General features: G+C 36.7%; 24 protein-coding genes. 12 read left to right on the top strand and 12 right to left on the bottom strand.

Annotated features, from left to right (window positions below; all coding sequences use genetic code 11):
• Positions 1-40 precede the first annotated feature (40 nt).
• Together ABWU72_RS01625 and ABWU72_RS01620 are read right to left on the bottom strand one after the other, a co-directional pair.
• A complete protein-coding gene (locus ABWU72_RS01625; RefSeq protein ID WP_233395610.1) occupies positions 41-385 on the bottom strand; it encodes a hypothetical protein in 345 nt (114 codons plus the stop codon).
• Positions 386-399: 14 nt separating this feature from the next.
• A complete protein-coding gene (locus ABWU72_RS01620) occupies positions 400-693 on the bottom strand; it encodes a hypothetical protein (protein ID WP_006280049.1) in 294 nt (97 codons plus the stop codon).
• 133 nt (positions 694-826) lie between these two features.
• On the opposite strand from ABWU72_RS01620, the gene purM reads away from it, so the two are divergent.
• A complete protein-coding gene (purM, locus tag ABWU72_RS01615; protein ID WP_007549277.1) occupies positions 827-1,864 on the top strand; it encodes a phosphoribosylformylglycinamidine cyclo-ligase in 1,038 nt (345 codons plus the stop codon).
• Here the strand turns inward: purM and purC are convergent.
• The gene (gene purC / locus ABWU72_RS01610; RefSeq protein ID WP_155969369.1) at positions 1,861-2,583 is read right to left on the bottom strand and encodes a phosphoribosylaminoimidazolesuccinocarboxamide synthase; all 723 of its coding nucleotides are present in this window, start codon (positions 2,581-2,583) and stop codon (positions 1,861-1,863) included. The two genes, purM and purC, sit on opposite strands and share 4 nt — an antisense overlap.
• Before the next feature lie 74 nt (positions 2,584-2,657).
• On the opposite strand from purC, the gene trmD reads away from it, so the two are divergent.
• Positions 2,658-3,368: a tRNA (guanosine(37)-N1)-methyltransferase TrmD gene (trmD, locus tag ABWU72_RS01605; protein WP_007549279.1), complete on the top strand. Its 711-nt coding sequence runs from the start codon at positions 2,658-2,660 to the stop codon at positions 3,366-3,368.
• Positions 3,352-3,729 carry a 50S ribosomal protein L19 gene (gene rplS, locus ABWU72_RS01600; RefSeq protein WP_006279489.1) on the top strand — a complete coding sequence of 126 codons (378 nt, stop codon included), beginning with the start codon at positions 3,352-3,354 and terminating at the stop codon, positions 3,727-3,729. The genes trmD and rplS overlap by 17 nt, the downstream gene beginning before the upstream one ends.
• 48 nt (positions 3,730-3,777) lie before the next feature.
• Here the strand turns inward: rplS and ABWU72_RS01595 are convergent, their stop codons facing one another.
• Complete coding sequence (locus ABWU72_RS01595; protein WP_010962989.1) at positions 3,778-3,960, bottom strand: hypothetical protein; 183 nt, start codon at positions 3,958-3,960, stop codon at positions 3,778-3,780.
• A 48-nt stretch (positions 3,961-4,008) separates the two neighbouring features.
• Here ABWU72_RS01595 and pstA point away from each other — a divergent pair, with 48 nt between their 5' ends.
• The 3 genes from pstA (at position 4,009) to terL (ending at position 8,345) form a co-directional block, all read left to right on the top strand.
• Positions 4,009-5,259 (top strand): phosphate ABC transporter permease PstA, encoded by a 1,251-nt coding sequence (gene pstA, locus ABWU72_RS01590; RefSeq protein WP_007549491.1) that lies wholly within the window; start codon positions 4,009-4,011, stop codon positions 5,257-5,259.
• A gap of 6 nt (positions 5,260-5,265) precedes the next feature.
• Positions 5,266-6,063, top strand: coding sequence for a phosphoribosylformylglycinamidine synthase subunit PurQ (locus tag ABWU72_RS01585; protein ID WP_353283818.1), 798 nt, complete (start codon positions 5,266-5,268; stop codon positions 6,061-6,063).
• A gap of 818 nt (positions 6,064-6,881) precedes the next feature.
• Positions 6,882-8,345, top strand: a complete 1,464-nt coding sequence (gene terL, locus ABWU72_RS01580; RefSeq protein WP_155968932.1) for a phage terminase large subunit — start codon at positions 6,882-6,884, stop codon at positions 8,343-8,345.
• Positions 8,346-8,470: 125 nt separating this feature from the next.
• Here terL and ABWU72_RS01575 read toward each other — a convergent pair whose 3' ends face one another.
• Positions 8,471-8,725, bottom strand: coding sequence for a hypothetical protein (locus tag ABWU72_RS01575; protein WP_155969423.1), 255 nt, complete (start codon positions 8,723-8,725; stop codon positions 8,471-8,473).
• Positions 8,726-8,995: 270 nt separating this feature from the next.
• Positions 8,996-10,399, bottom strand: coding sequence for a hypothetical protein (locus ABWU72_RS01570; RefSeq protein WP_353283817.1), 1,404 nt, complete (start codon positions 10,397-10,399; stop codon positions 8,996-8,998).
• A 133-nt stretch (positions 10,400-10,532) separates the two neighbouring features.
• On the opposite strand from ABWU72_RS01570, the gene ABWU72_RS01565 reads away from it, so the two are divergent.
• Genes ABWU72_RS01565 through ABWU72_RS01550 form a run of 4 tightly spaced genes read left to right on the top strand, consistent with a single transcriptional unit; the run spans position 10,533 to position 11,615 of the window.
• Positions 10,533-10,862: a transposase gene (locus ABWU72_RS01565; protein ID WP_007548762.1), complete on the top strand. Its 330-nt coding sequence runs from the start codon at positions 10,533-10,535 to the stop codon at positions 10,860-10,862.
• Between the two features lies 1 nt (position 10,863).
• On the top strand, positions 10,864-11,046 hold the full coding sequence (locus ABWU72_RS01560) for a transposase (RefSeq protein ID WP_167347183.1): 183 nt from the start codon (positions 10,864-10,866) through the stop codon (positions 11,044-11,046).
• 19 nt (positions 11,047-11,065) lie between these two features.
• Positions 11,066-11,473: a transposase gene (locus ABWU72_RS01555; protein ID WP_051062209.1), complete on the top strand. Its 408-nt coding sequence runs from the start codon at positions 11,066-11,068 to the stop codon at positions 11,471-11,473.
• A 7-nt stretch (positions 11,474-11,480) separates the two neighbouring features.
• Positions 11,481-11,615 (top strand): hypothetical protein, encoded by a 135-nt coding sequence (locus tag ABWU72_RS01550; protein WP_256437791.1) that lies wholly within the window; start codon positions 11,481-11,483, stop codon positions 11,613-11,615.
• Between the two features lie 36 nt (positions 11,616-11,651).
• Here ABWU72_RS01550 and ABWU72_RS01545 read toward each other — a convergent pair whose 3' ends face one another.
• Both ABWU72_RS01545 and ABWU72_RS01540 read right to left on the bottom strand, forming a co-directional pair.
• The gene (locus tag ABWU72_RS01545) at positions 11,652-12,383 is read right to left on the bottom strand and encodes a ComF family protein (RefSeq protein ID WP_155969427.1); all 732 of its coding nucleotides are present in this window, start codon (positions 12,381-12,383) and stop codon (positions 11,652-11,654) included.
• 115 nt (positions 12,384-12,498) lie between these two features.
• Positions 12,499-13,080, bottom strand: a complete 582-nt coding sequence (locus ABWU72_RS01540) for a hypothetical protein (RefSeq protein ID WP_353283816.1) — start codon at positions 13,078-13,080, stop codon at positions 12,499-12,501.
• Positions 13,081-13,118: 38 nt separating this feature from the next.
• Between ABWU72_RS01540 and ABWU72_RS01535 the strand changes: the two genes are divergently transcribed.
• Both ABWU72_RS01535 and ABWU72_RS01530 read left to right on the top strand, forming a co-directional pair.
• Complete coding sequence (locus ABWU72_RS01535; protein ID WP_155968342.1) at positions 13,119-13,466, top strand: IS630 transposase-related protein; 348 nt, start codon at positions 13,119-13,121, stop codon at positions 13,464-13,466.
• A 19-nt stretch (positions 13,467-13,485) separates the two neighbouring features.
• Entirely contained in the window at positions 13,486-13,977 is a 492-nt protein-coding gene (locus ABWU72_RS01530; protein ID WP_155968340.1) for an IS630 family transposase, read from the top strand.
• Positions 13,978-14,118: 141 nt separating this feature from the next.
• Here ABWU72_RS01530 and uvrA read toward each other — a convergent pair whose 3' ends face one another.
• The 4 genes from uvrA to ABWU72_RS01510 all read right to left on the bottom strand — a co-directional run bounded on the left by uvrA (position 14,119) and on the right by ABWU72_RS01510 (position 21,252).
• Positions 14,119-16,914 (bottom strand): excinuclease ABC subunit UvrA, encoded by a 2,796-nt coding sequence (gene uvrA / locus ABWU72_RS01525; protein WP_353283815.1) that lies wholly within the window; start codon positions 16,912-16,914, stop codon positions 14,119-14,121.
• A gap of 425 nt (positions 16,915-17,339) precedes the next feature.
• On the bottom strand, positions 17,340-17,498 hold the full coding sequence (locus tag ABWU72_RS01520) for a hypothetical protein (RefSeq protein WP_161601225.1): 159 nt from the start codon (positions 17,496-17,498) through the stop codon (positions 17,340-17,342).
• A gap of 50 nt (positions 17,499-17,548) precedes the next feature.
• Positions 17,549-18,061, bottom strand: a complete 513-nt coding sequence (locus ABWU72_RS01515) for a hypothetical protein (protein ID WP_155969435.1) — start codon at positions 18,059-18,061, stop codon at positions 17,549-17,551.
• 95 nt (positions 18,062-18,156) lie between these two features.
• Positions 18,157-21,252: an AIR synthase-related protein gene (locus ABWU72_RS01510; RefSeq protein WP_155969433.1), complete on the bottom strand. Its 3,096-nt coding sequence runs from the start codon at positions 21,250-21,252 to the stop codon at positions 18,157-18,159.
• Between the last annotated feature and the right edge of the window lie 61 nt (positions 21,253-21,313).

The raw sequence follows: 21,313 nt of genomic DNA, 5'->3' as shown, positions 1-21,313 counted from the left end.
CTTGACACGAAGAAAAAGTTGTAATAACCAAATATGCAACTCAAGTTATAGTTAAACCTATTTCCAGCAAATTATTTTCGCAAGTATAATGCATTTCAGTGTTATAGTACTCTAATAATAAAGAGGTCATATAGATATTAATATCTTTTGTATTTAAATTAGTGTCATTTTTTTTGATTAATTTGTCTACTAATGATTTGCTTATTGGTTTGTGTTCATTTAGAATTTTTATAGTTAATAGCATTTTATCTTCTGTTTGACTCAGTAAAACAGATACTAGTTCAACTTCCGCCACTGCACTGGCTATAGTTAGCACCATATTAGAAATTATCTTATTTATCTTTTCAATTAAATCTTCCTTATTTTTTGCAGAGTATGCGTCTATTTTCCACGTAAGCTTTACTTTTTTTTTAATAAATAATTTTCGATATTAGATTTGGTCTTATCAAAGCTATAATTATCCATTGAAGAAGAATATGCCTGCTTCATAACTTTATGTTTATATATTAAATCATCGGAGCTTTCTTTAAGAAACAACAACGCTTCCTTCTGCGCATCAGCATCATTCTTATCTATTACTTCAAGCTCTTCTACGCCAAACGTTATTCCATTCATAGAGTTAGCAAAGTCATGAAGCAGCCGTCCTGATAGCAGTTCCGTTATTAACAGTATGTTTTTGGTATTTTCGTTCATTGGATAATTATAAATGATTTAAGTTACCCTATATTGGTAAGTATATAATAGTCAATTAAGAGAAAGTTTCGTTGCACTTTTTATATCAAGGCATTAATATAGTATTAACAATTTTAAAATTTATAAAAGGATTATGAATACTTATACCAGATCAGGAATAGATATTGAACTATATAATAAGTTAATAAAAGAAGTCAAGCCTATTGCTCAAGAAACTACTAGAGAAGAAGTAATCAGCGAAATAGGTTCATTTTCTGCGTTATTTGATTTTGCTGCACTAAGTAAGAAGTATGACCATCCAGTACTCGTTTCCTCAACTGATGGAGTAGGTACGAAACTGTTGATAGCTCAAGAAGTGAATAAACATGATACTATAGGTATAGATTTAGTTGCAATGTGTGTAAATGACTTACTTGCACAAGGAGCAACGCCTTTGTTTTTCCTTGATTACTTTGCAACAGGCGTTTTAACCAAAGATGTTTTATTATCTGTGGTTAAGGGCATTGCAGAGGGGTGCAAGCAAGCTAAAATAGCATTGGTTGGTGGGGAAACTGCAGAAATGCCTGGAATGTATGGTAATAATCACTATGACCTTGCAGGGTTTGTGGTTGGTGTAGTTGATCGAAAGCAAATTCTTCCAAACTGTAGTATGATGAAAGCAGGTGATTATATAGTTGGCTTAGAGTCAAGTGGAATTCACTCAAATGGGTTTTCTTTAGTGCGCCATGTTTTCAAAAGCTTAGGTATAAATTATAACGATACATCTCTATGGAATAATAAATCTTGGAGTGAAATACTACTTGAACCAACAAAAATATATGTTGATTCTTTGCTGCCTATCATGTCACAAGTAAAAGGTATTGCGCACATCACGGGTGGTGGTTTGGTAGACAATATTCCGCGAATTCTTCCAAAAAACTTATTTGCAAACATAGACATTAATTCCTGGAAATGGCCAGATATATTTTTATGGCTAACAAAGGAGGGTAAAATAGAGAAGAAAGAAATGCTAAAAACATTTAATTGTGGTATTGGTATGGTATTGATCGTAAGTTCTGAGAATATGCAAAACGTGAAAAATCATTTCCAAAAACGTGGAGAAAAAATTGAAATTATTGGAAAACTTGATGAGGCATGTAACCCTCCACTTGATAGAGTAGTATTTAGTTAACCTAACTTTACTGACAGTCTTTTTGCAACTTCTAGGTATGCTTCCTTTAAATCTCCTAAATTCAAACGAAAGACATCTTTGTCTAGCTTTTTATAAGTATTTTTATCCCATAATCTGCAGTTATCAGGGCTAATTTCATCAGCTAAAACGATTTTAGTACTGTCATTTATTAATCTGCCAAATTCTAACTTGAGATCAACTAAATATATACTTGCATTTGAAAATAGGTGAACTAATATTTCGTTGATTTTTAAAGTTGTAGTTTTAACTTCATCCATTTCTTTGCTAGATAGCCAATCAAAATACAGTATGTGATTTTCACTTACCATTGGGTCGGCTAGGTCATCATTTTTGTAAAAAAAATCGATTATAGGAGATGCAAGCCTCTCACCTTCTTTGATATTAAAACGTTTGCAAAAGCTGCCAGCTGCGACATTTCTAACTACTACCTCAAGAGGTATTATCTTGAGTTTTTTGACTAGCTGTTCTCTTTCGTTTAGAGTTTTTATAAAGTGTGTGCTAATTTCTGCTTTCTCAAGCTTTTCCATGATAAAAGCACTAATATGATTATTAATTATTCCTTTACCATCGATTATTTCATATTTTTCCTTATTGAATGCTGTAATATCATCTTTAAAGTGCTGTATGACAATTGATAAGTCTTCAGTTTCAATAATGGCTTTCGCTTTACCTTCGTATATCGTTTTATTCAGTGACATGTTTAATTTAACTATATATTATATCAATTTACTATTCTTAGAGTATAGCCCCAAATAACTTAAAATAAACCTTAATGGCATTCAATGTTACAATATTAACCATATTCCCAGAAATGTTCCCGGGGTTTTTGAACTATTCTCTTGCCGGAAAAGCGTTAGAAAAAAAAATATGGAACCTTGAAGTAATAAATATTCGTTCTTTTGCGAAAGATAAACATTCAACTGTGGATGATGTTCCATATGGAGGTGGAGCAGGAATGGTTATGCGTTCTGATGTAGTTGGTGATGCAGTAGATAGTATGCTCTCTGTTCATAAAAACACTAAGTTTATTTACATGACTCCATCTGGAACTAAGTTTAATCAGAATATTGCCAGAGAATTATTAGAGTTTCCTCATATAACAATATTGTGTGGTCGATTTGAAGGTATTGACCAAAGGATAATTGATGCGTATACTCCTTATGAGTTAAGTATTGGAGATTATATACTTTCAGGAGGTGAGCCAGCTGCAATGGTGGTTCTTGATGCATGCATTAGACTTCTTCCAGGTGTAGTAAATAATACCGATAGTATTACTGAAGAAAGTTTTAATTATGGTGGTGGTGTACTTGAATATCCTCAATATACTAGACCTGAGCAGTGGAAGGGATATAAAGTACCTGAGGTTTTGTTATCTGGCAATCACAAAAAAATAAGTGATTGGAGGCAGAAGCAGTCTCATGTTATAACAAAAAAGCGTAGGCCTGAATTATTGAGTGGAGAGATAAATGACAAATTTACTTAAAAAATTTAACGAACAGCAAATGCAAGTGTTAGCTAAAGAAATACCAGAATTTCGTCCTGGCGATGATTTGAAGGTCACTTTTAAAGTAGTTGACGGTACAAGTGAACGTATACAGATATTTGAAGGTGTATGTATATCAAAAAGGAACCGCGGGTTACATTCTTCTTTTGCAGTCAGAAAAGTGAGCCATGGAGAAAGTATAGTGTCTCAGTTTTTTGTTTATTCTCCTGCACTGGTTTCAGTGCAAGTGACAAGAAAAGGAAAGGTTCGTAGAGCAAAACTGTATTATCTGTGCAAACTATTTGGAAAAGCTGCAAGGATCAAAGAGCGTACTACTTATGTTAAAAAGAAATCTAAGTAGATACAATAGGGAGTGATGTCAATTGTGTCATCTCAGAACTCTCTCTTGTCATCCCAGTGCGTGACACACAACTGTACGAACATTGTGTTTGCCTCCCGCTGTGGTGTCATCCCAGTGCTCCGACACTGGGATCCAGCATTCATTATTCTCCTTTTGGTTTGTGCTTTCATGGAAAATGTAAAAATTATTTGCAGGCAAAGCCTGCTGGATCCCAGTGTCAGCTACTTGCATGACAAAAAAGGGGAAAGTTTTTTCAAATCCTCGTGTAAAGAAAAGTAAATGAGTATAAAGAAAAAATTCCTTAAATTACTTCAGTCAAGGCGTGTACATGCTCGTATAAAAAGGAAAAATAAAAAGAACAGAGCGCTACGCTTTTGTTCTTTCACGGCACTAGTTATCTCACTTGGCTGTCCTGTGTGTATATTGTTGAGTATATTAGTTAACTCTTACAGTGCCTTAACAGTAACGAAAATTTTATTGCCAGTTGAAATAAATGCTGATCTTGCTTTGGCGAGTAATCCTAGTGATTTGCGGTATAAGTCCATTGGCTTACTCAACGATTCTTTACGTAAGGTGTTTGGAGGAACTGATTTTAAAGACGGTGACGAAATTTTAAGTCGTAATTCTTACAAAGAACTAGAGAAATTTTTTCGTAAGAAAGTAAAAGATAGTGGTGAATATGAGATCTGGTTTACCGCGTCAAGTATAATTAATTCAATAAATAAAGATAAATATTTGAATGATCGTTATGCTAAATTACTTGATTGGCTAAAAGAAAAGAGGAGAGTGAAAAAATTTTTTAATAAGTCTTTATTCCTTAAATCTGACTCTCGTGAACCTGAAAATGCAGGGATTTTAGGAGCGTTTATCGGTTCATTAATGACAATTATAGTGTGCCTAGCATTAGCATTACCAATAGGAATTATGTCGGGCATCTGTCTTTACGAATTTATGCCTAAAAATAGGCTAATGACTAATATTGTAGAAATTAGCATAAATAATCTTGCTGCAGTGCCTTCAATAATATTTGGTGTAGTAGGCTTAACTCTCTATCTTGGCATATTTGGGCTACCACGCTCTTCACCACTTGTTGGTGGAATGACTCTTTCATTTATGATGTTACCTAATATTATAATTGCAACAAAAAATGCCTTTGCGAATGTTCCTATTACGATAAAAGATGCAGCGTTTGCGCTCGGTGCACCTCACATCAAGGTGATATTAGATCACTCTTTACCGATTGCGTTACCAAGAATAATACATGGTACTGTGCTTGCAATTGCAAGGATTTTAGGTGAATCTTCTCCTTTACTTATGATGGGTATGGTGGCATTTATTGCTGATACACCTACGTCCTTTTTCGATCCGGCGACTGTTCTACCTGTGCAAATATACATATGGTCAAGCAATCCTGAAATTGCATTTGTTGAACTTGCTGCTATCGCAATTATAGCTTTATTATTGGTGTTATTTGCGTTAAATTTAGTAGCAAATTTTGTAAAAAGGAAATTCGAATTTTTTAATTTTTAGCAATTCATGAAAATCACAGTCCTATCTGGTTATGGCTTAAATTGCGAAAAAGAAACTGCATTTGCATTTATGGAATGCAGCAGAAAACTTGGTATTGGTAATGTTGAAGTAAAAATCGTTCACATTAACGATATCATAAATAATCCAGGTGAACTGAAATTAAGCAATATACTTGCAATTCCAGGGGGTTTTTCCTATGGTGATGACACTGGTGCTGGTAATGCGTTTGCTTTACGTATTAAAAACAACTTGTTGGATGAGTTTCAAGAGTTTTTATCTCAGGACAAGCTGATTATAGGAATATGTAATGGTTGTCAGATATTAGTAAAGTTAATTCCAGAATTCTCTAATTTAGCTTTAATCCATAATGATATAGGCAATTATCAATGCCGTTGGATTAGAGTGAGAGTTAATTCAAAGAGTAATTCTGTTTGGCTACGGGGTCTGAGTGAACTATATCTCCCTATTGCTCATGGGGAAGGCAAATTTTTTATGGATCAAGATATTTTGAACCAATTGATTGAGAGCAATTCCACCGCATTACGTTACATTGATAAAAATGGCAACTATGCTAACCTACAATTTCCTTACAATCCGAATGGATCTACATACGACCTAGCAGCTTTATCAGATAAAAGTGGAAGAGTGCTAGCTTTAATGCCCCATCCAGAAAGGGGAATATTTTTTACCCAGCAAGATAATTGGCCCCTTGAAAAAGAAAAGAGCAAGCGTTTAGGTGTTGCTGTGCCAAAATATGGCGATGGAATGCTTATATTTGAAAATGCACTGAAGTATTTTTGTTAAAATTTATTGATAGGGATTTATGGTCGAAATTATCCCCTGATATTGCAAAAAACTTGCTTGACAAGCCTTGCCAGTCCCCTTATCATGAAACTGAAGCTATTTATTTATCTTCTCTGTACAGATTAAATGACAAAAAAACTCACGTATCTGGCGTCCCATGTTTAATTTTTTGCACTATGTGCACCTTATGTCTTTATAAAATTTCTAGGTTTTTACCTAATATAAGCTGAAATACGCTTATAAAGCATTTAAAACATCAAAAAACGCCAACTTAAAAAATGGATAGTGAATAATTAGCTACCCTAGGGTTTCTTTTGCCTTTTTTTCTGTTTAGTAAATTTCTTAAACATTTATGACTAAAGGTTAGTTGCATTAAAAAGCAGCTAAATCGCGGTTATTAAGCGTTTAGAATAAAAAAACGCCATACTTGAAAGTATAATGTAAGTAATTAGCCAACCACGGGGCTTCTTTTGCCTTTTTTTTATTTGGTAAATTTCTTAATATTTATAGCTAAACAACAACCGTCATCCCGCTACTTATTAGCGGCTGAGATACCGCAGCAGTATGACGGTTCGCGGCGGCATAGTAATTCGTCATCCCGCTGCTTGTTAGCGGGATCTATGTTAAGGTATAGTAGGGGATCTATGTTAAGAGATACCGCGAATGAATCGCGGTATGACGGTGTAGATGATGGTTAAGTAATTCGTCATCCCGCTGCTTGTTAGCGGGATCTAGAGATACCGCAACGTCTCACCTATAGCCTTCAGTGCTCCTTTTTTTGTCATCCCAGCGTCACGCGTTGGTTTCAACATTATATCATGAACTTTCTAAAATTCATTGAACTGTGCTTTCAAACGGTGGTGCCGGGGTGTGAGTATAATGATTATCAGTATATAAAAGTCATAGCAGACAGACTTGAAGCGGCAAATGTTGGCAAAATGAGGCGAATAATATTCAATATGCCTCCGCGTTCAATGAAGTCCCTGTGCGCTAGTGTTGCGTGGCCCGCATGGATACTGGGAAATCAGCCAACTGCAAGAATAATAGTTGCAAGCTACTCTCGGCTGCTTAGCGAAAAGCACTCGCTCGATACAAGATGCATAATGCAGTCTAGTTGGTATAGAGAGCTGTTTCCAGAGGTAGAACTATCCAAAGATCAGAATACCAAATACAAATTTCAAACAGTGCAGAGAGGATACAGAATCGCAACGTCAGTTGGAGGGACGTTAACAGGTGAAGGTGGTGATTTCATCATCGTGGATGATCCACTGAGTCCCGCCCAAGCTTTGAGTGAAACGTTTAGAAAGCGTGCTACAAATTGGTTTGACCAGACTTTAGTAGCCAGGCTCAACAATAGAAAAAAAGGAGTAATTGTTCTTGTGATGCACAGGCTACATCAAGAAGATTTAACCGGGCACCTTCTCTCCAAACCGAAAAACATATGGAACCATACTTGTTTACCGATGATATCTGAAAATAAGGAGATTATCTATTCAATCAAAAAGCCAGCGCCTCCTTTTCTTGTTCCTGTCACCCGAGTAACTACAAATGAGTACAAAAGCTGGATTACAGCATCAAGTGCTAGAATGACACCACCCGTAATATTATACTCAAGAGAAGAAGGTCAGTTGCTATATCCCCTCGATGGAGGAAAAGAAGAAGTTGAGATGATAAAGGTTGAACTTGGAAGTTACGCTTTTGCTGCACAATATCAACAAAACCCTCTGCCACTTTCAAGTGGTATAATTAAACGAGAGTGGCTGAAGCGCTATAGAAATTTTCCTGACAATCTCTCGCATGTAACTCAAAGCTGGGACACTGCAGTTTCAACAAGCAACATGAGCAACTTTAGCGTCTGCACCACCTGGACAAAAGTGGGCAATAAATTCTATTTACTCGATGTATATCGCGCAAAGCTTGAGTATCCAAAGCTTAAAGAGCAAGTTCTGTCACTAGCTGCAAGATGGACACCGCACGCAATTTTAATCGAAGCAAAAACAAGTGGTCAGCAATTGGTGCAAGAGCTAAAGACAAACAGTGATTTACCAATTATCGAAATAGTACCACATGATGACAAACTCACTCGATTTTATCAAATTGTTCCGATTATAGAGTCTGGCAAGGTTTTTCTGCCGCACCAAGCAGTATGGCTGAACGATTTTGAGTATGAGACTTTAATGTTTCCTGAAACTCGACACGATGATCAAGTGGATAGTACCGTGCAATATTTGCAGTGGGTGAGAGATAGTAGCTCTAGGGTCGCAGCTTTACGGGCATTGTGATTTGAGTCTACCAGATCCAAGTAGTCAGCTACTTGCATGACACCCTGACAACCGTCATCCCGCTACGTGTTAGCGGGATCTAGAGATACCGCGAATGAATCGCGGTATGACGTAGAAGGATGATATCATCCCAGTGCTTGACACTGGGATCCAGTTTTCCATATAATCTCATCGAAAATGTTGTAACCACTTTCTATGCTAGTTTGCTTGCTCACAAGCAAACTTTCCTGGATCCAAGTAGTCAAGGCACTGGGATGACAAAGAAATAGGCACTGGGATGACAGGAGAAGGAGGCTACTTTCATGACACCATTCTTTTTTCTGGATCCAAGTAGTCAAGGCACTGGGATGACACCCTTTTGGATGGAAAGCTACTTGCATGACATCATCATAAAGTAAACCAGTGTCAGCTACTCGGATGACACCCTCTTGGATGGAGACCAGTGTCAGCTACTTTCATGACAAGAAGAGGGTACTGGAATGACAAAGTGGAGGGTCTGCTTCTGTCATCCTATGATAGCTAAAAAGACCTGGATTCCAGCGTCACGCGCTGGAATGACATTGTAGGGTGTTATCCGAGTCCTTTTTTTCGTCATCCGAGGACCGTATGACGTCATCCAAGTAGCGTGACTACTTGGATCTAGCGCTGAATTACCAATCCGCAGAAATTGGAACATCTGCTTCGCCTGGAATCTCAAATCGCGGTTGTGACATTACTTCCCTTACAGCATTTTGAAATCCTGTATCACTAGCATTGACATTCATTGCAACGCTTGTTTTGAAATTGTCATTGCTTGTGAGTCTAGTAAATATTGCATCCTCTGATGGAATTAGCCCTCTACTGTTTAAGAACTGTTTTGCTGTTTGTTCAGTTCCAACATTATACTCTGCTTTATCTGTGCTAGCTATGGCGTCCCCCAATTTATCCACTAAAATTGATTTGTCGCCGTCTTGTGCAGGAAGTATAGCTTCCGCGAAAGCTTTCTTGTTTGCTGCATCTGTAAGGTTGGAAGCATCGATTTTAGCAAACGCAGTATCTGCTACTGATTTAGTATAAACCTTCTTAGTATCATCAGTACCAACTGTTGCAAGAGCAGGAACTAGAACATCCACGACAGCTTTTTCTGCAACTTTTGTTCCAAGATCTGCAGTTTTAACAAAAGGATATTTATCAGCTAAGAAATCTTTTGCTATCTTTAAATTAGCAAGGTCTGTACCATACACTTTATCGTTAGCATCATTTTTAACCCTGTCCAAAGCTTCCCCAAGTTTATTTACTAAAATTGATTTTTTGTTATCTTCTGCAGGAAGTATAGCTTCCGCGAAAGCTTTTTTGTTTGCTGCCTCTGTAAGGTTGGAAGCATCGATTTTAGCAAACGCAGTATCTGCTACTGATTTAGTATAAACCTTCTTAGTATCATCAGTACCAACTGTTGCAAGAGCAGGAACTAGAACATCCACGACAGCTTTTTCTGCAACTTTTGCTCCAAGATCTGCAGTTTTAACAAAAGGATATTTATCAGCTAAGAAAGCTTTTGCTGCTTGATTGCTACTAGCACCATACACTGCATCGGCAGCATCAAGAAATCCTCCTAATTTATCCACTAGAGCTGATTTTTTATTGTTATCTTGTACAGCAAGTATTGCATCTGCTAAAGCTTTTCCTTTATCTGCTTGAGTTGAAATATTGGAACCATCAGTTTTAACAAATGCAGTATTTGCAGCAGTTTTAGTATAAACACCACTATTACCAACACCTGCTGCGAGCTTTTCTACTAAAGCATTTATAAAAGCACCGTCGTCTATGAGCTCTTGTTCTGTCTTAGCATTCAATTGATCACCTAACGCCATATCACACTCTCCGTTAATTATAAAAACCATAGCATGCATGAAAAAAGTATAATTTTCGTTAATGCTAGATTTTACATAAGTTTTTTTTGAGGTTTGTCGTTCCAGAATTCTTCTCTTGCTATCCCAGTCCCCTCTCCTGTCATCCGAGTAGCTGACACTGGGATCCAGTTTTCCATATAATCTCATCGAAAATGTTGTAACCACTTTCTATACTAGTTTGCTTGCTCACAAGCAAACTTTCCTGGATCCCAGTGGGCTTTGTTGCATAGCAGCAGAAAAATTAGTGATTACTGACAAAATTCATTATAAATAGCGATTTAACTGTTGAAGAAAAAATATGCCACAAAAAATGAGGGTCAGTAACCATAGCGAATATAACAAATTTCTAGAAAAAAGAGGAAATATTTTTCATTATATCAACGAAGCCATAGAAAAGTGGTACGAGAATGGTCCAAAAATACCAGGTGGCAACAATATTTATAGCGATAAAGTTGTAATTTTGGTGCACATAATAACTTGTTTATTTAGAATAGGCCTGAGGCAAACAGTTGGGTTTATAGCAGGATACCTTGAGCAAATTGGGAAAAATTTGCAAGTTATCAGCTATTCACAATCATCAAGAAGGTTTAAGAAACTCAATATTAAGATCAATGATTGCAGAAAATAATATGGAAGATATCGAAATTGCTATAGACAGTACAGGAATTAGTATATACAACAACACTCCTGGTCATAGCAAAGAAAATAGCGAAGATAGAAAGTATCGCAGCTATGAACAGACAAGAAAATTGCATGTAATGTTGAATACAAACAGCAAAAAAGCCATAGCTGTAAAATACAGTAACGGCTGATCACTATGGAGCTTGTGATTTGCTAAAAGAAGTCGATTTTCAGTATGTCATAAAAGTACTATATGCAGATAGGGCATATGACAGAGAAAAGCTCTATAAGCTGTGTAATCAATATGGTATAAAAACGAAAATTCCTCCGAAAAACAACGCAGCAGAGCATCCAAAGTTAGACTATATGGCTGAGAGAAATTCTGCAGTCAAGCTCATAAAGTCATATGATGAAGATGGTATAAAGAAGTGGAAAAAAGAGATGAGTTATGGAAAAAGATCTTATATAGAAGGTTTTTTCTCGCGATTAAAAAAGACATTTGGATTTAGTTTTAGGAACAAATCTGAAATGAATCGTGAGAGGGAACTGCTACTCAAATGTTATTTGCTTAACAAATTTACTGAAATAGGCATGGCTAAATTTGAGATAGCTTCATAAATTTATTGTGCGTTACCTACTATCCGAAGAGCGATGCAACAAAGCCATCCCAGTGTCAAGCACTGGGATGACACCCTCCTTGGCAAACAATGTTCGTACAGCTATGTGCGTGACGCTGGCGCTGGAATCTAGAAAAAAATAGATCCAAGTAGTCAAGCTACTTGGATGATACTGACTGCTAATTTTTTATGCAAGAGGTCCAATCATTCACCGTTCTTGCAAGTGATAGCACTCTCACTTCTTTTGCACCGGAGTTTAAAATTTCCTGAGAGCAAGATCTTACAGTTGCTCCGGTTGTTACCACATCATCAACTAATATCACGATTTTATTTTCGATAATTTTCTTGTTGCTTGTTTTAAAAGCCTTCTTTAAATTTTTTTCACGCTGTTTAAGTGAAAGACCAGCTTGAGGCGCAGTATGGCGAAGGCGTTTTATTGCAAATGGCGTATAGGATAAATTGGACAACTTACTCAATTCTTTTGCAAGCAGTGCTGCTTGATTATATTTACGTTTAAACAAGCGCATTTTATGTAACGGTATAGGAATTATGATCTCTGCGTTCTGAAATGTATCCTGATTAGCTTGGTGTATCCACTTTGCATAGATTTTTACGTAATTCAAATTATCAAAAAATTTGAAATTTATAATCATGTTTCTACTATGTTGATCATAAGCAAAAACTGATCTTAATACTTTAAACGGTGGAGGATTGATGATGCACTTACCACACGTATAAATATTGTCTGAGATTACTACGCCACAAACATTGCAGTAATGCTTAGTTAGAAAATTGATTTTTTTGTTGCATTCACTACACAGATTAAGATTTTCATCAATGATACATTCGCAACTTACGCATACGCTTGGAAATATGAGATTTGTAGCTTTTTTTAGTAAGAGAAGGTTCACAACTCATTAAATATATTATAAAATAATTTATATAGTATAGCTAAAGTAACTTAAGCTTACACTCTTTCACTTTTTATTCCATTTCAATATAGTTCATGCTGCTGAAAAGCAGAACTTATAACTCAGTTTGTGGTATACCATTGACTGAAGTAGTCTTTGAATTATCCTTAGATAAAAATTGATGTTTTTCTGGCTTCTGTACTTCACTCAACTTACTTTGCACTTTGTCACAAGCCCACACAAGTGGCGTTATGATTGACGCGGCAGCCCAAATGATAGCAGCGCAAGCATAACTTACAATCTTGTTAAATACTCTAGCTACTGCATTAGCACAATCTTGCCCCATTTCTAAAAATATGTTTGAATAATTAACGAATGATTTTGTATCCGTTTTAAAACAATAGTCCCCTGTTATTTTTGACAATAACTTGACTGGAAAGTATGACAAACATGCCACTATCAAAAATAAAGGTTGCAATATTATGTTGGCTGCTAAAACAGCACCCAGTGTACACAATGAATACACTCCCTCTGCTCTGTGGCCCACGTATTCACATTTATCATTATCTTGATAATACTTGTTATAATTGTCTTTACTCTCAACTCCACAAATTACATCTTTCACAGGTCCTAGCACATTATCAACGTAACGTACAGATTTATAGAAACTATTTTCTGGAACTATAGTACTTCCCAAAGTAAATGATAAAGGTATAATAAGCTATTTGAGTTATAATGGCGTATAGTGTGGATTTAAGGGAAAGGGCAGTATCGATGATAGAAAAAGGGAAGTCAAAGGTTGAGGTGGCAGAGCTTTTGGAGATAGGAATAGCAACTCTGTACCGCTGGTTAAGAAAGAAAGCCGCTGGTGAAAGCCTAAGGCCATCGAAAAACGGCAGCTTTATTCGAAAAATAGACCCAAAAATACTCGAAGAATATGTTAAAAAGAATCCAGATCATACGCTGGCAGAGATGAAACAAAATCTTGGATTTGGAATAAATTCAATTTGGTATAGGCTGAAACAGCTAAGAATTACTTTAAAAAAAAGTTACACTATATCAAGAGCGCAATCAAGAAGATAGGCAGCGATTTACCGATAAAATCTCAAAAATAGACCATTCCAGCATCTTATATATAGATGAAGCAGGAGTTGATAATAGGTTATACCGAGAGTATGGACGTGCTCCAATAGGAAAGAAAATTTATGCAGATATTCCAGGAAGAAAACGAGAGAGAATCAGTATAATAGGCGGGTGGATTGGAAAGAGATTTATTGCACCAATGACTTTCAAAGGTGGGTGTGACAAAGAGGTATTCAATACATGGTTAGAGAAGATGTTATTACCTAAATTGCCACATGGTACTACAATAGTTATGGACAATGCCACATTCCATAAAACTCCCAAAACAAAGGAGTTAATAGATAATGCTAGATGCCGTTTGCTCTATCTACCAACATATTCACCAGATTTGAACCCTATAGAGCATTGTTGGAATACCATCAAAAGCCGCCTCAGACCTTTAATGCATAAATATACAGACTTACAACTTTTGGTTGGTAATACCATAATGGAAATTTATCATTCATTTTAGAAAATACTATAGTGTGTTATCTTCTGCTTTCTTAGCAGGTACAACTCCATATTCAACGTACCTTCTAAAGTATCGATATACTGACATTCTTATCTCCAAATCATAAATATGCAACCTAGCCTAATATAATTAAGAAATAGTTTATAATAAATACGTTTTAAGATACCTGCCTGTAACACTTTCTGGAATTTTTACCACTTCTTCTGGAGTTCCAGTAGCAATCACTTCTCCGCCTTTTATTCCGCCCTCTGGTCCGATGTCTATTATATAATCTGCAGTTTTTATAACGTGCAAATTGTGCTCGATAACTATAACAGTGTTTCCCAGATCGACTAATCTATGGAGTATTTTTAGTAAGTTATTTATATCTTCAAAGTGTAATCCAGTTGTTGGCTCATCAAGAATATACAATGTTCTTCCGGTAAATCGTTTTGATAGCTCCTTGGACAGCTTTATTCGTTGTGCTTCACCCCCAGACAACGTTGTTGACGACTGTCCGAGTTTTATATAGCCAAGCCCCACTTCCTGCAAAGAAATCAACTTTTCTTTTACCATTGGAAGGTTTTCAAAAAAATCACAAGCTTGATCTATCGTCATATCAAGGACATCAGAGATTGATTTTTCTTTATAAGTAACTTCCAATGTTTCCCGATTATACCTTCGCCCTTTACATTGCTCACACTTCACATAAACGTCCGGTAGAAAATGCATCTCTATCTTTAAGTGCCCATCACCTTTACAAGCCTCACACCTTCCCCCTCTGGTATTAAATGAAAACCGGCCTATATTATATCCCCTTGCTTTTGACTCCGAAAGACCTGCAAACCAATTTCTTATATGAGTGAACATACCAACATATGTTGCTGGATTTGACGCAGGAGTTCTACCAATTGGCGACTGATCAACTTCTATAACTTTATCTATATATTCAAGGCCTTCTATTCTATCACACTGACCATACCTTGCAGACGAATGATGTATCTTATGTGCTGAATATTTATATAACGTTTCTATGACTAAACTTGATTTTCCCCCTCCTGATATTCCAGTAACACAAATAAGATTCCCTATAGGAAATTTAACGTTCACATTTTTTAAGTTATTTTCACATGCATTTATTACTTTTATGAACTGAGTTGCTTGCTTTCTTCTCCTTGGAATTAAAATTTTTTTCTCTCCACTCAAATATTGCCCTGTTATGCTCCCCGAATTTCTTTGCACCTGGTCTGGTGTTCCTTCTGCAACAACTTTTCCACCATTTACGCCAGCTCCAGGACCAATATCAATCGCATAATCAGCAGCCATTATTGTATCTTCATCATGCTCAACAACGATTACAGTGTTACCCATGTCTCTTAAGTTTTTTAGTGTGGCAATTAACCGATCATTATCACATTGATGAAGGCCTATCGAGGGTTCATCAAGCACGTACAGCACTCCTGTTAAACCAGAGCCAATTTGTGAAGCAAGTCTGATCCTCTGACTCTCACCGCCAGAGAGAGTGCTAGATTCTCGATCAAGCGTTAGGTAATTCAACCCTACATTCTTTAAAAATGCTAGCCTCTTGATTATTTCATTTAATATTTTACTTGAGATTTGCTTCTGTTGTTCTGTGAGCTTGTCTGGCAAATTTTCAAACCATTTAAGGGATTCATCGATGCTGAGCCCTGATATTTCACCTATATGTTTGCTATCAATTTTTACTGTAAGCGCTTCTTTTCTCAATCTATAGCCAGTGCATTCTCTGCAGTGAGTAACAGAGCAATATCGCTCAACAAGCGTTTCATCATAATCCATCTGGTTTTCTAAGATACTGACCAAACCTTGAAATTTACCGAAGCCAAAGAGTATCATATCTTTTACTTCTTGATCTATGTTCTTCCACGGAACATCAAGGCTAAATTTACAATTTTCAGCCAGTGATAGAATTGCACTTTTTAAAAATCCATAACCTGTGTGCACTTGACGGAACATTGATCCCACTGGCTTTAAAGCGCTTTCAGATATTGAAAGAGTTTCATCTGGCACTATCAGCTTCACATCAATAGCCAGCTTTTTACCAAGCCCATTACACGAACCACATGCACCGTAAGGGCTGTTAAAAGAAAATAATCTTGGTTCTATTTCCTCAAGAGTGAAACCAGACTCGGGGCATGCAAAATTCTCTGAAAAAGTCAGAATTTGACCATTTTTATACTCGGAATTATGGTTGTCAGGTAGGTTTACTATTTCTACATACATTAGACCATTACCAAGTTTTAGTGCGGATTCTATACTACTTGGCAGTCGATTTCCTATATCGCCCAATATTGATATTCTATCTGCAACCACAAAAATGTCGTGTTTCTTGTTCTTATCGAGTTTAGGCAAGTCATCTACATTGTACACTTCACCATCTATTTTGAACCTTACGTAACCTTGTCTTTTAATTTCCAATATCTCTTTAAGATGTTCTCCCTTTCTACCACGCACAACAGGGGCAAGTATATATATCTTAGTTTCTAAAGGTAACGCAATTATAGTATCTACAATTTGAGACACCGTTTGTTTTGTTATTGGTAATCCAGTTGCAGGTGAATAAGGAACTCCTATTCGTGCATATACTAAGCGCAAGTAATCGTAAATTTCGGTAACAGTTCCAACTGTTGACCTTGGATTTTTTGAGATCGATTTCTGGTTGATAGATATTGCAGGAGAGAGACCTGTAATCGACTCAACATCTGGTTTATCCTGAATGTTGAGAAATTGACGCGCGTAAGCTGACAGGCTTTCAACGTACCGGCGTTGGCCTTCTGCATAAATCGTATCAAATGCAAGGCTAGACTTGCCAGAACCACTTAGCCCAGTTATAACAACTAGCTTATTTTTCGGTATATTGACGTCTACACCTTGCAGATTATGTTCCCTTGCGCCCTTAACTCTGATAAAATCGTCCATATTATACCATATAGCGTATTAACCATTATAGCCTCAAAATACGTGAATTTATAGTGATATATTGATTTTCTATTGATTTTTTCAACTGTTACGGAAAATTAAGCAGCGTTTGATAAATCGTCATTCCGCTACTTGTTAGCGGCTGAGATACCGCGACGGTATGACGGTTAAGTAGGCCAGTGCCCCTATGATGTCATCCCAGTGTCAAGCACATAGCTGTACGAACGTTGTAGTTTAGGAGCAATTCCCACCAGTGGGCCAGTGCCCAGACACTGGTTCTATGCAACTTAATTAAAAACGTTTGTTTTAGCGTAAGACAACTACCTTTAGCTCATCAGCTCAGTTATAAGCAAAATTTCTGGATTCCAGACTGGAATGACACCATTTGCTGTGCAATTTACCTTCAAAAATGAATGTTCGTACAGCTATGTGTCAAGCACTGGGATGACACCATTCTTTTTTCTGGATTCCAGTGTCTGGGCACTGGAATGACACCCCCCTGATAGGCTCAAATCATAGTGTTTGTACAGTTGTGGGTTTAGGCTACCTATAAATTCTAAACTGTTGTTACGTATTAGGACCACCAAATACACCCCCAGGACCCAAAGTCAGTTTAGCTATATCAGAAAACAGGTTATGTGGAAATCTTAAAATACTTCTTGTTCGCCAAGCAAAATAAATACATTCCTACAAACAAGCAGATGCTCAATACTGACACATAAGAAAACTTAAAAATTAAATCTCTAATGTATATTGATAAGCATTTACCTGCAGAAAATTTGTATAGTAATCCAACACATACAACGGCACTATCAACCACTGATGCTATAATTAAAGTAATGAAATTTGCCATATGAAAATTCAACTTGGACTTCAATTTTTCAAAAATAATTATGCTTGAGAGAAGAGATACTAAAATTGCAGTATATGAAATCAATATCATCAAATTAAAACTTTGCAATTTAAAAACACAACATAGCGTTGTACACACCATTAAGCTGTACGTAGCTTTGCTTCTGCCATAAAATTCAACCATTGAATTTACAACTAAAGCAGCTCCCACAAATAAGGCAGCACATATCATCAATTTATTTGCAGTGTTGAGTAAAGAAAGACTGATAAACAGGAGTATCGATAAAATAGACATAATTACCTACCCAAAATTAATAACATACATTCATTCTAAATAAACATTACATATAGTAAAAGAGTTATTTAGCATAATAAGAAAAATATTTTATATTAGCATGCCACATCTTTCAGATCTACTTTTAAAACATCCTTTATGTTTAGCACCTTTTTCTCTGTTACTTTGCCAATACATGAATAAACTGCACCTTCAAACAATTCTTCAAACCTCTTCTGATTTTGTGGTGCAATAGTAACCAAAATTCTACTTTGCGATTCAGAAAACATTATTATCTTGTTTATTATGTCTGTATTTTGTATTTTTCCTATTGGCACTAGTGAAAGATCGATTTCAGCACCAAGGTCTCCTGCAATTAGCGATTTTGCCAGAGCAATAACTAATCCGCCTAAGTTTGGTGCAATTGCAGAGGCAATTATGCCATCTTTTATTGCCTGGTTGTAACGCTCATACAACTTCCTAGCGCTCTTTGCATCAACTTTTGGTACGTTGTTATTACCTATTCCACTATATAACTGATATTCAGATCTACCAAGTTCATCAAGTGTTTCTCCAAGCACATATATCAAGTCCCCTGGCATTTTTACATCAAGCGATACCGCATTTTCAATATTTTCTATAATTCCAATTGCTGAGATGAGTAATGAAGGTGGTGCAGAGATTATCACTTTCTCGCCATTTTCATCATATCCCTTGAAGTCATTGAACATACTGTCTTTTCCGGATATGAATGGTGTTTTAAATGCAGTTGCGAAGTCGTAACAAGCCTCTGCAGCTTTCTTTAGTTGCCACAACCTTTCTGGATTATAAGCATCACACCAGCAAAAATTGTCGAGCAACGCTAGATGATTTATATTTCCTCCTGCGGCTACATAGTTGCGTATCGCGGTGTCAATTGCACATGCTGCCATGTGGTAGGTGTCAATTTCTCCATAACTTGAGCCAAATCCTTGCGATTTTACAACACCTTTATTTGAAGAAAGAACAGGCCTTGAGACAATAGCTTCGCTGCACATTCTTCCCTTGCCTTGCAGTGGTTTTAACACTGACGATCCTTGAACCTCATGATCATATTGCACCACTATGAACTCTTTACTGCAAATGTTTGGTCTGCTTAACATTTCTTTTAATTCAATTTCTAAAGAAGGCGAACTTGTTGTCATTCCAGCGCGTGGCGCTGGAAGCCCCTTAGACCACGGCTTTGTCTGTAAATGCATTTTAGGATTACCATCATGCAGAAATTCAGTTCCGATATCCATTATTACTGTCCCTTTAGGACATTTAACAACGGCTTTACCACTCTCATTAAACTCTCCAATCACACAAACCTCCACATCATGTTTTTTCATGATTTGCTTAAACATAGGGAGATTTTCTTCTGGCACTGCTAAGGTCATTCTCTCTTGTGATTCTGATATCCATATTTCCCACGGAGCCATACCATCGTTTTTAAGGAGAACCTTGCTCAAATCAACTTCAAATCCGTCTTTTCCCATTTCACCAATAGACGACGACAGCCCACCTGCTCCATTGTCCGTTATTGCATTATAAAGACCAAGATCTCTTGCTTTTATGACGGCATTGGATAGTTTTTTTTGTGTTATAGGGTCACCAATTTGCACAATCGTTGAAGGGCTGTTTCCCGACAAAGCCTCTGAGGAAAACGTTGCGCCGTGAATTCCGTCCCTTCCAACTCTTCCACCAATAATTACGATTTTATCGCCATTTTTTGGTCCTTTAATGTGAGAAGGTGCGTTATTTATGTTGCGCGGAATAATTCCGACACTGCCAACAAAAACCAGCGGCTTGCCACAAAATCTATCGTCAAAATATACCGATCCAAGTTGTGTTGGAATACCAGAGCAATTACCAGCAACATTAACACCATGGATCACTTTTTTCATTATATATTTTGGCGGTAAGATCTCATCAGTGCGCTCTTTATCCCTATAAAATTTGCCTTTTGCTTCTTTGGCAAAGCAAAAGTAATAGGTATTCATTATAGGCTCCGCGCCTTTCCCGAAACCAACTATATCACGATTTACTCCAAGTACCCCAGTCATTGCTCCACCAAATGGATCAAGAGCTGAAGGGCTATTGTGGGTTTCAACTTTATCTACAATCAAGTAATCGTCATCAAAAATTATTCCTCCTGCGTTGTCAGAGAAAACTGACACACATATGTCAGAATTTATCTCACGCGTTGCACGCTTAATATAGTGAGCATATAGACCGTCTTTTATTTCATCAATAGGGGAGCAAAAAATATTGTGTTTACAATGTTCAGACCAAGTCTGTGCCAGAGACTCAAGTTCGATATCATATGGATTTCTGCCAAGTTTATTGAAGTAATCCTTTATATCCTTCATTGCTGCAAGGGAGAGACCTAAAGTGCCATTGCCATCGATTCCATCTCTACTAATTTTTTCAAGCTCTTGGTCACTTACATTGAGGTCAACAGACTTAGCCCCATTACTACTTGATGTCATCCCAGTGCTCTCTTCTGTCATCCCAGTGCTTGACACTGGGATCCATTCTTTTTTTTCCTGGTCACGCGCTGGAATGACACCGGAGTGGGTATCTCCAGCTCTCCCTTCTGTCATTCCTGTTTCCCCCTCTGTCATTCCAGTGCTTGACACTGGAATCCAGTTTTCATTATACAATTGCTTGAAGTTTTCTGGATCCCAGTGTCTGGGCACTGGGATGACACCTTTTAATTTACCGTAATGCCTCCAATAGCAATTGCCGTTTTCTTTATAAACAAGAATGCAATACTCAGTGATAGGATTAAATTCTTGTTTTATATCATCTTCAGTTGCTTGACTTAGAATCAATTTTGAACTTCTTGCTTTTATACAAACATTTTCATCAATGTAGTCCTTGTTTATTAAATATTCTCTAACAATTTGTTTCACTGTGTTGCCTACATTATCGGTCATGCCAGGTAAGAAGCTTATTTCCAAGCCCCACTTTGCTTGTGGTTCTATGAAATCATACGGAACTTCTTCAAGGTTTTCATTGTAGGAATAATAACGGCAGTCTTGTATGACTTTATTATAAAATAGCCCGCAAATTTCTTCATATAATTTGGATGGTAATCCTTTGCGTATGTAAATCGAGTAAACGTTGACTAACCATCTGCGGCCAATTTGCTCGCATTTATTTAAAACTTCTATTCTAATGTTTGCCATGTAATGTTATAAAAAATTTTAATATATAATAGCATACAAGCACGTTTATATTTTGAATAAT

The organism is Wolbachia endosymbiont (group A) of Lypha dubia (assembly GCF_964028575.1).
Taxonomy (GTDB): Bacteria; Pseudomonadota; Alphaproteobacteria; order Rickettsiales; family Anaplasmataceae; genus Wolbachia; species Wolbachia pipientis.
The sequence above is the reverse complement of the archived record's forward strand: the minus strand, read 5'-3'. Positions and strand labels throughout refer to the sequence as shown.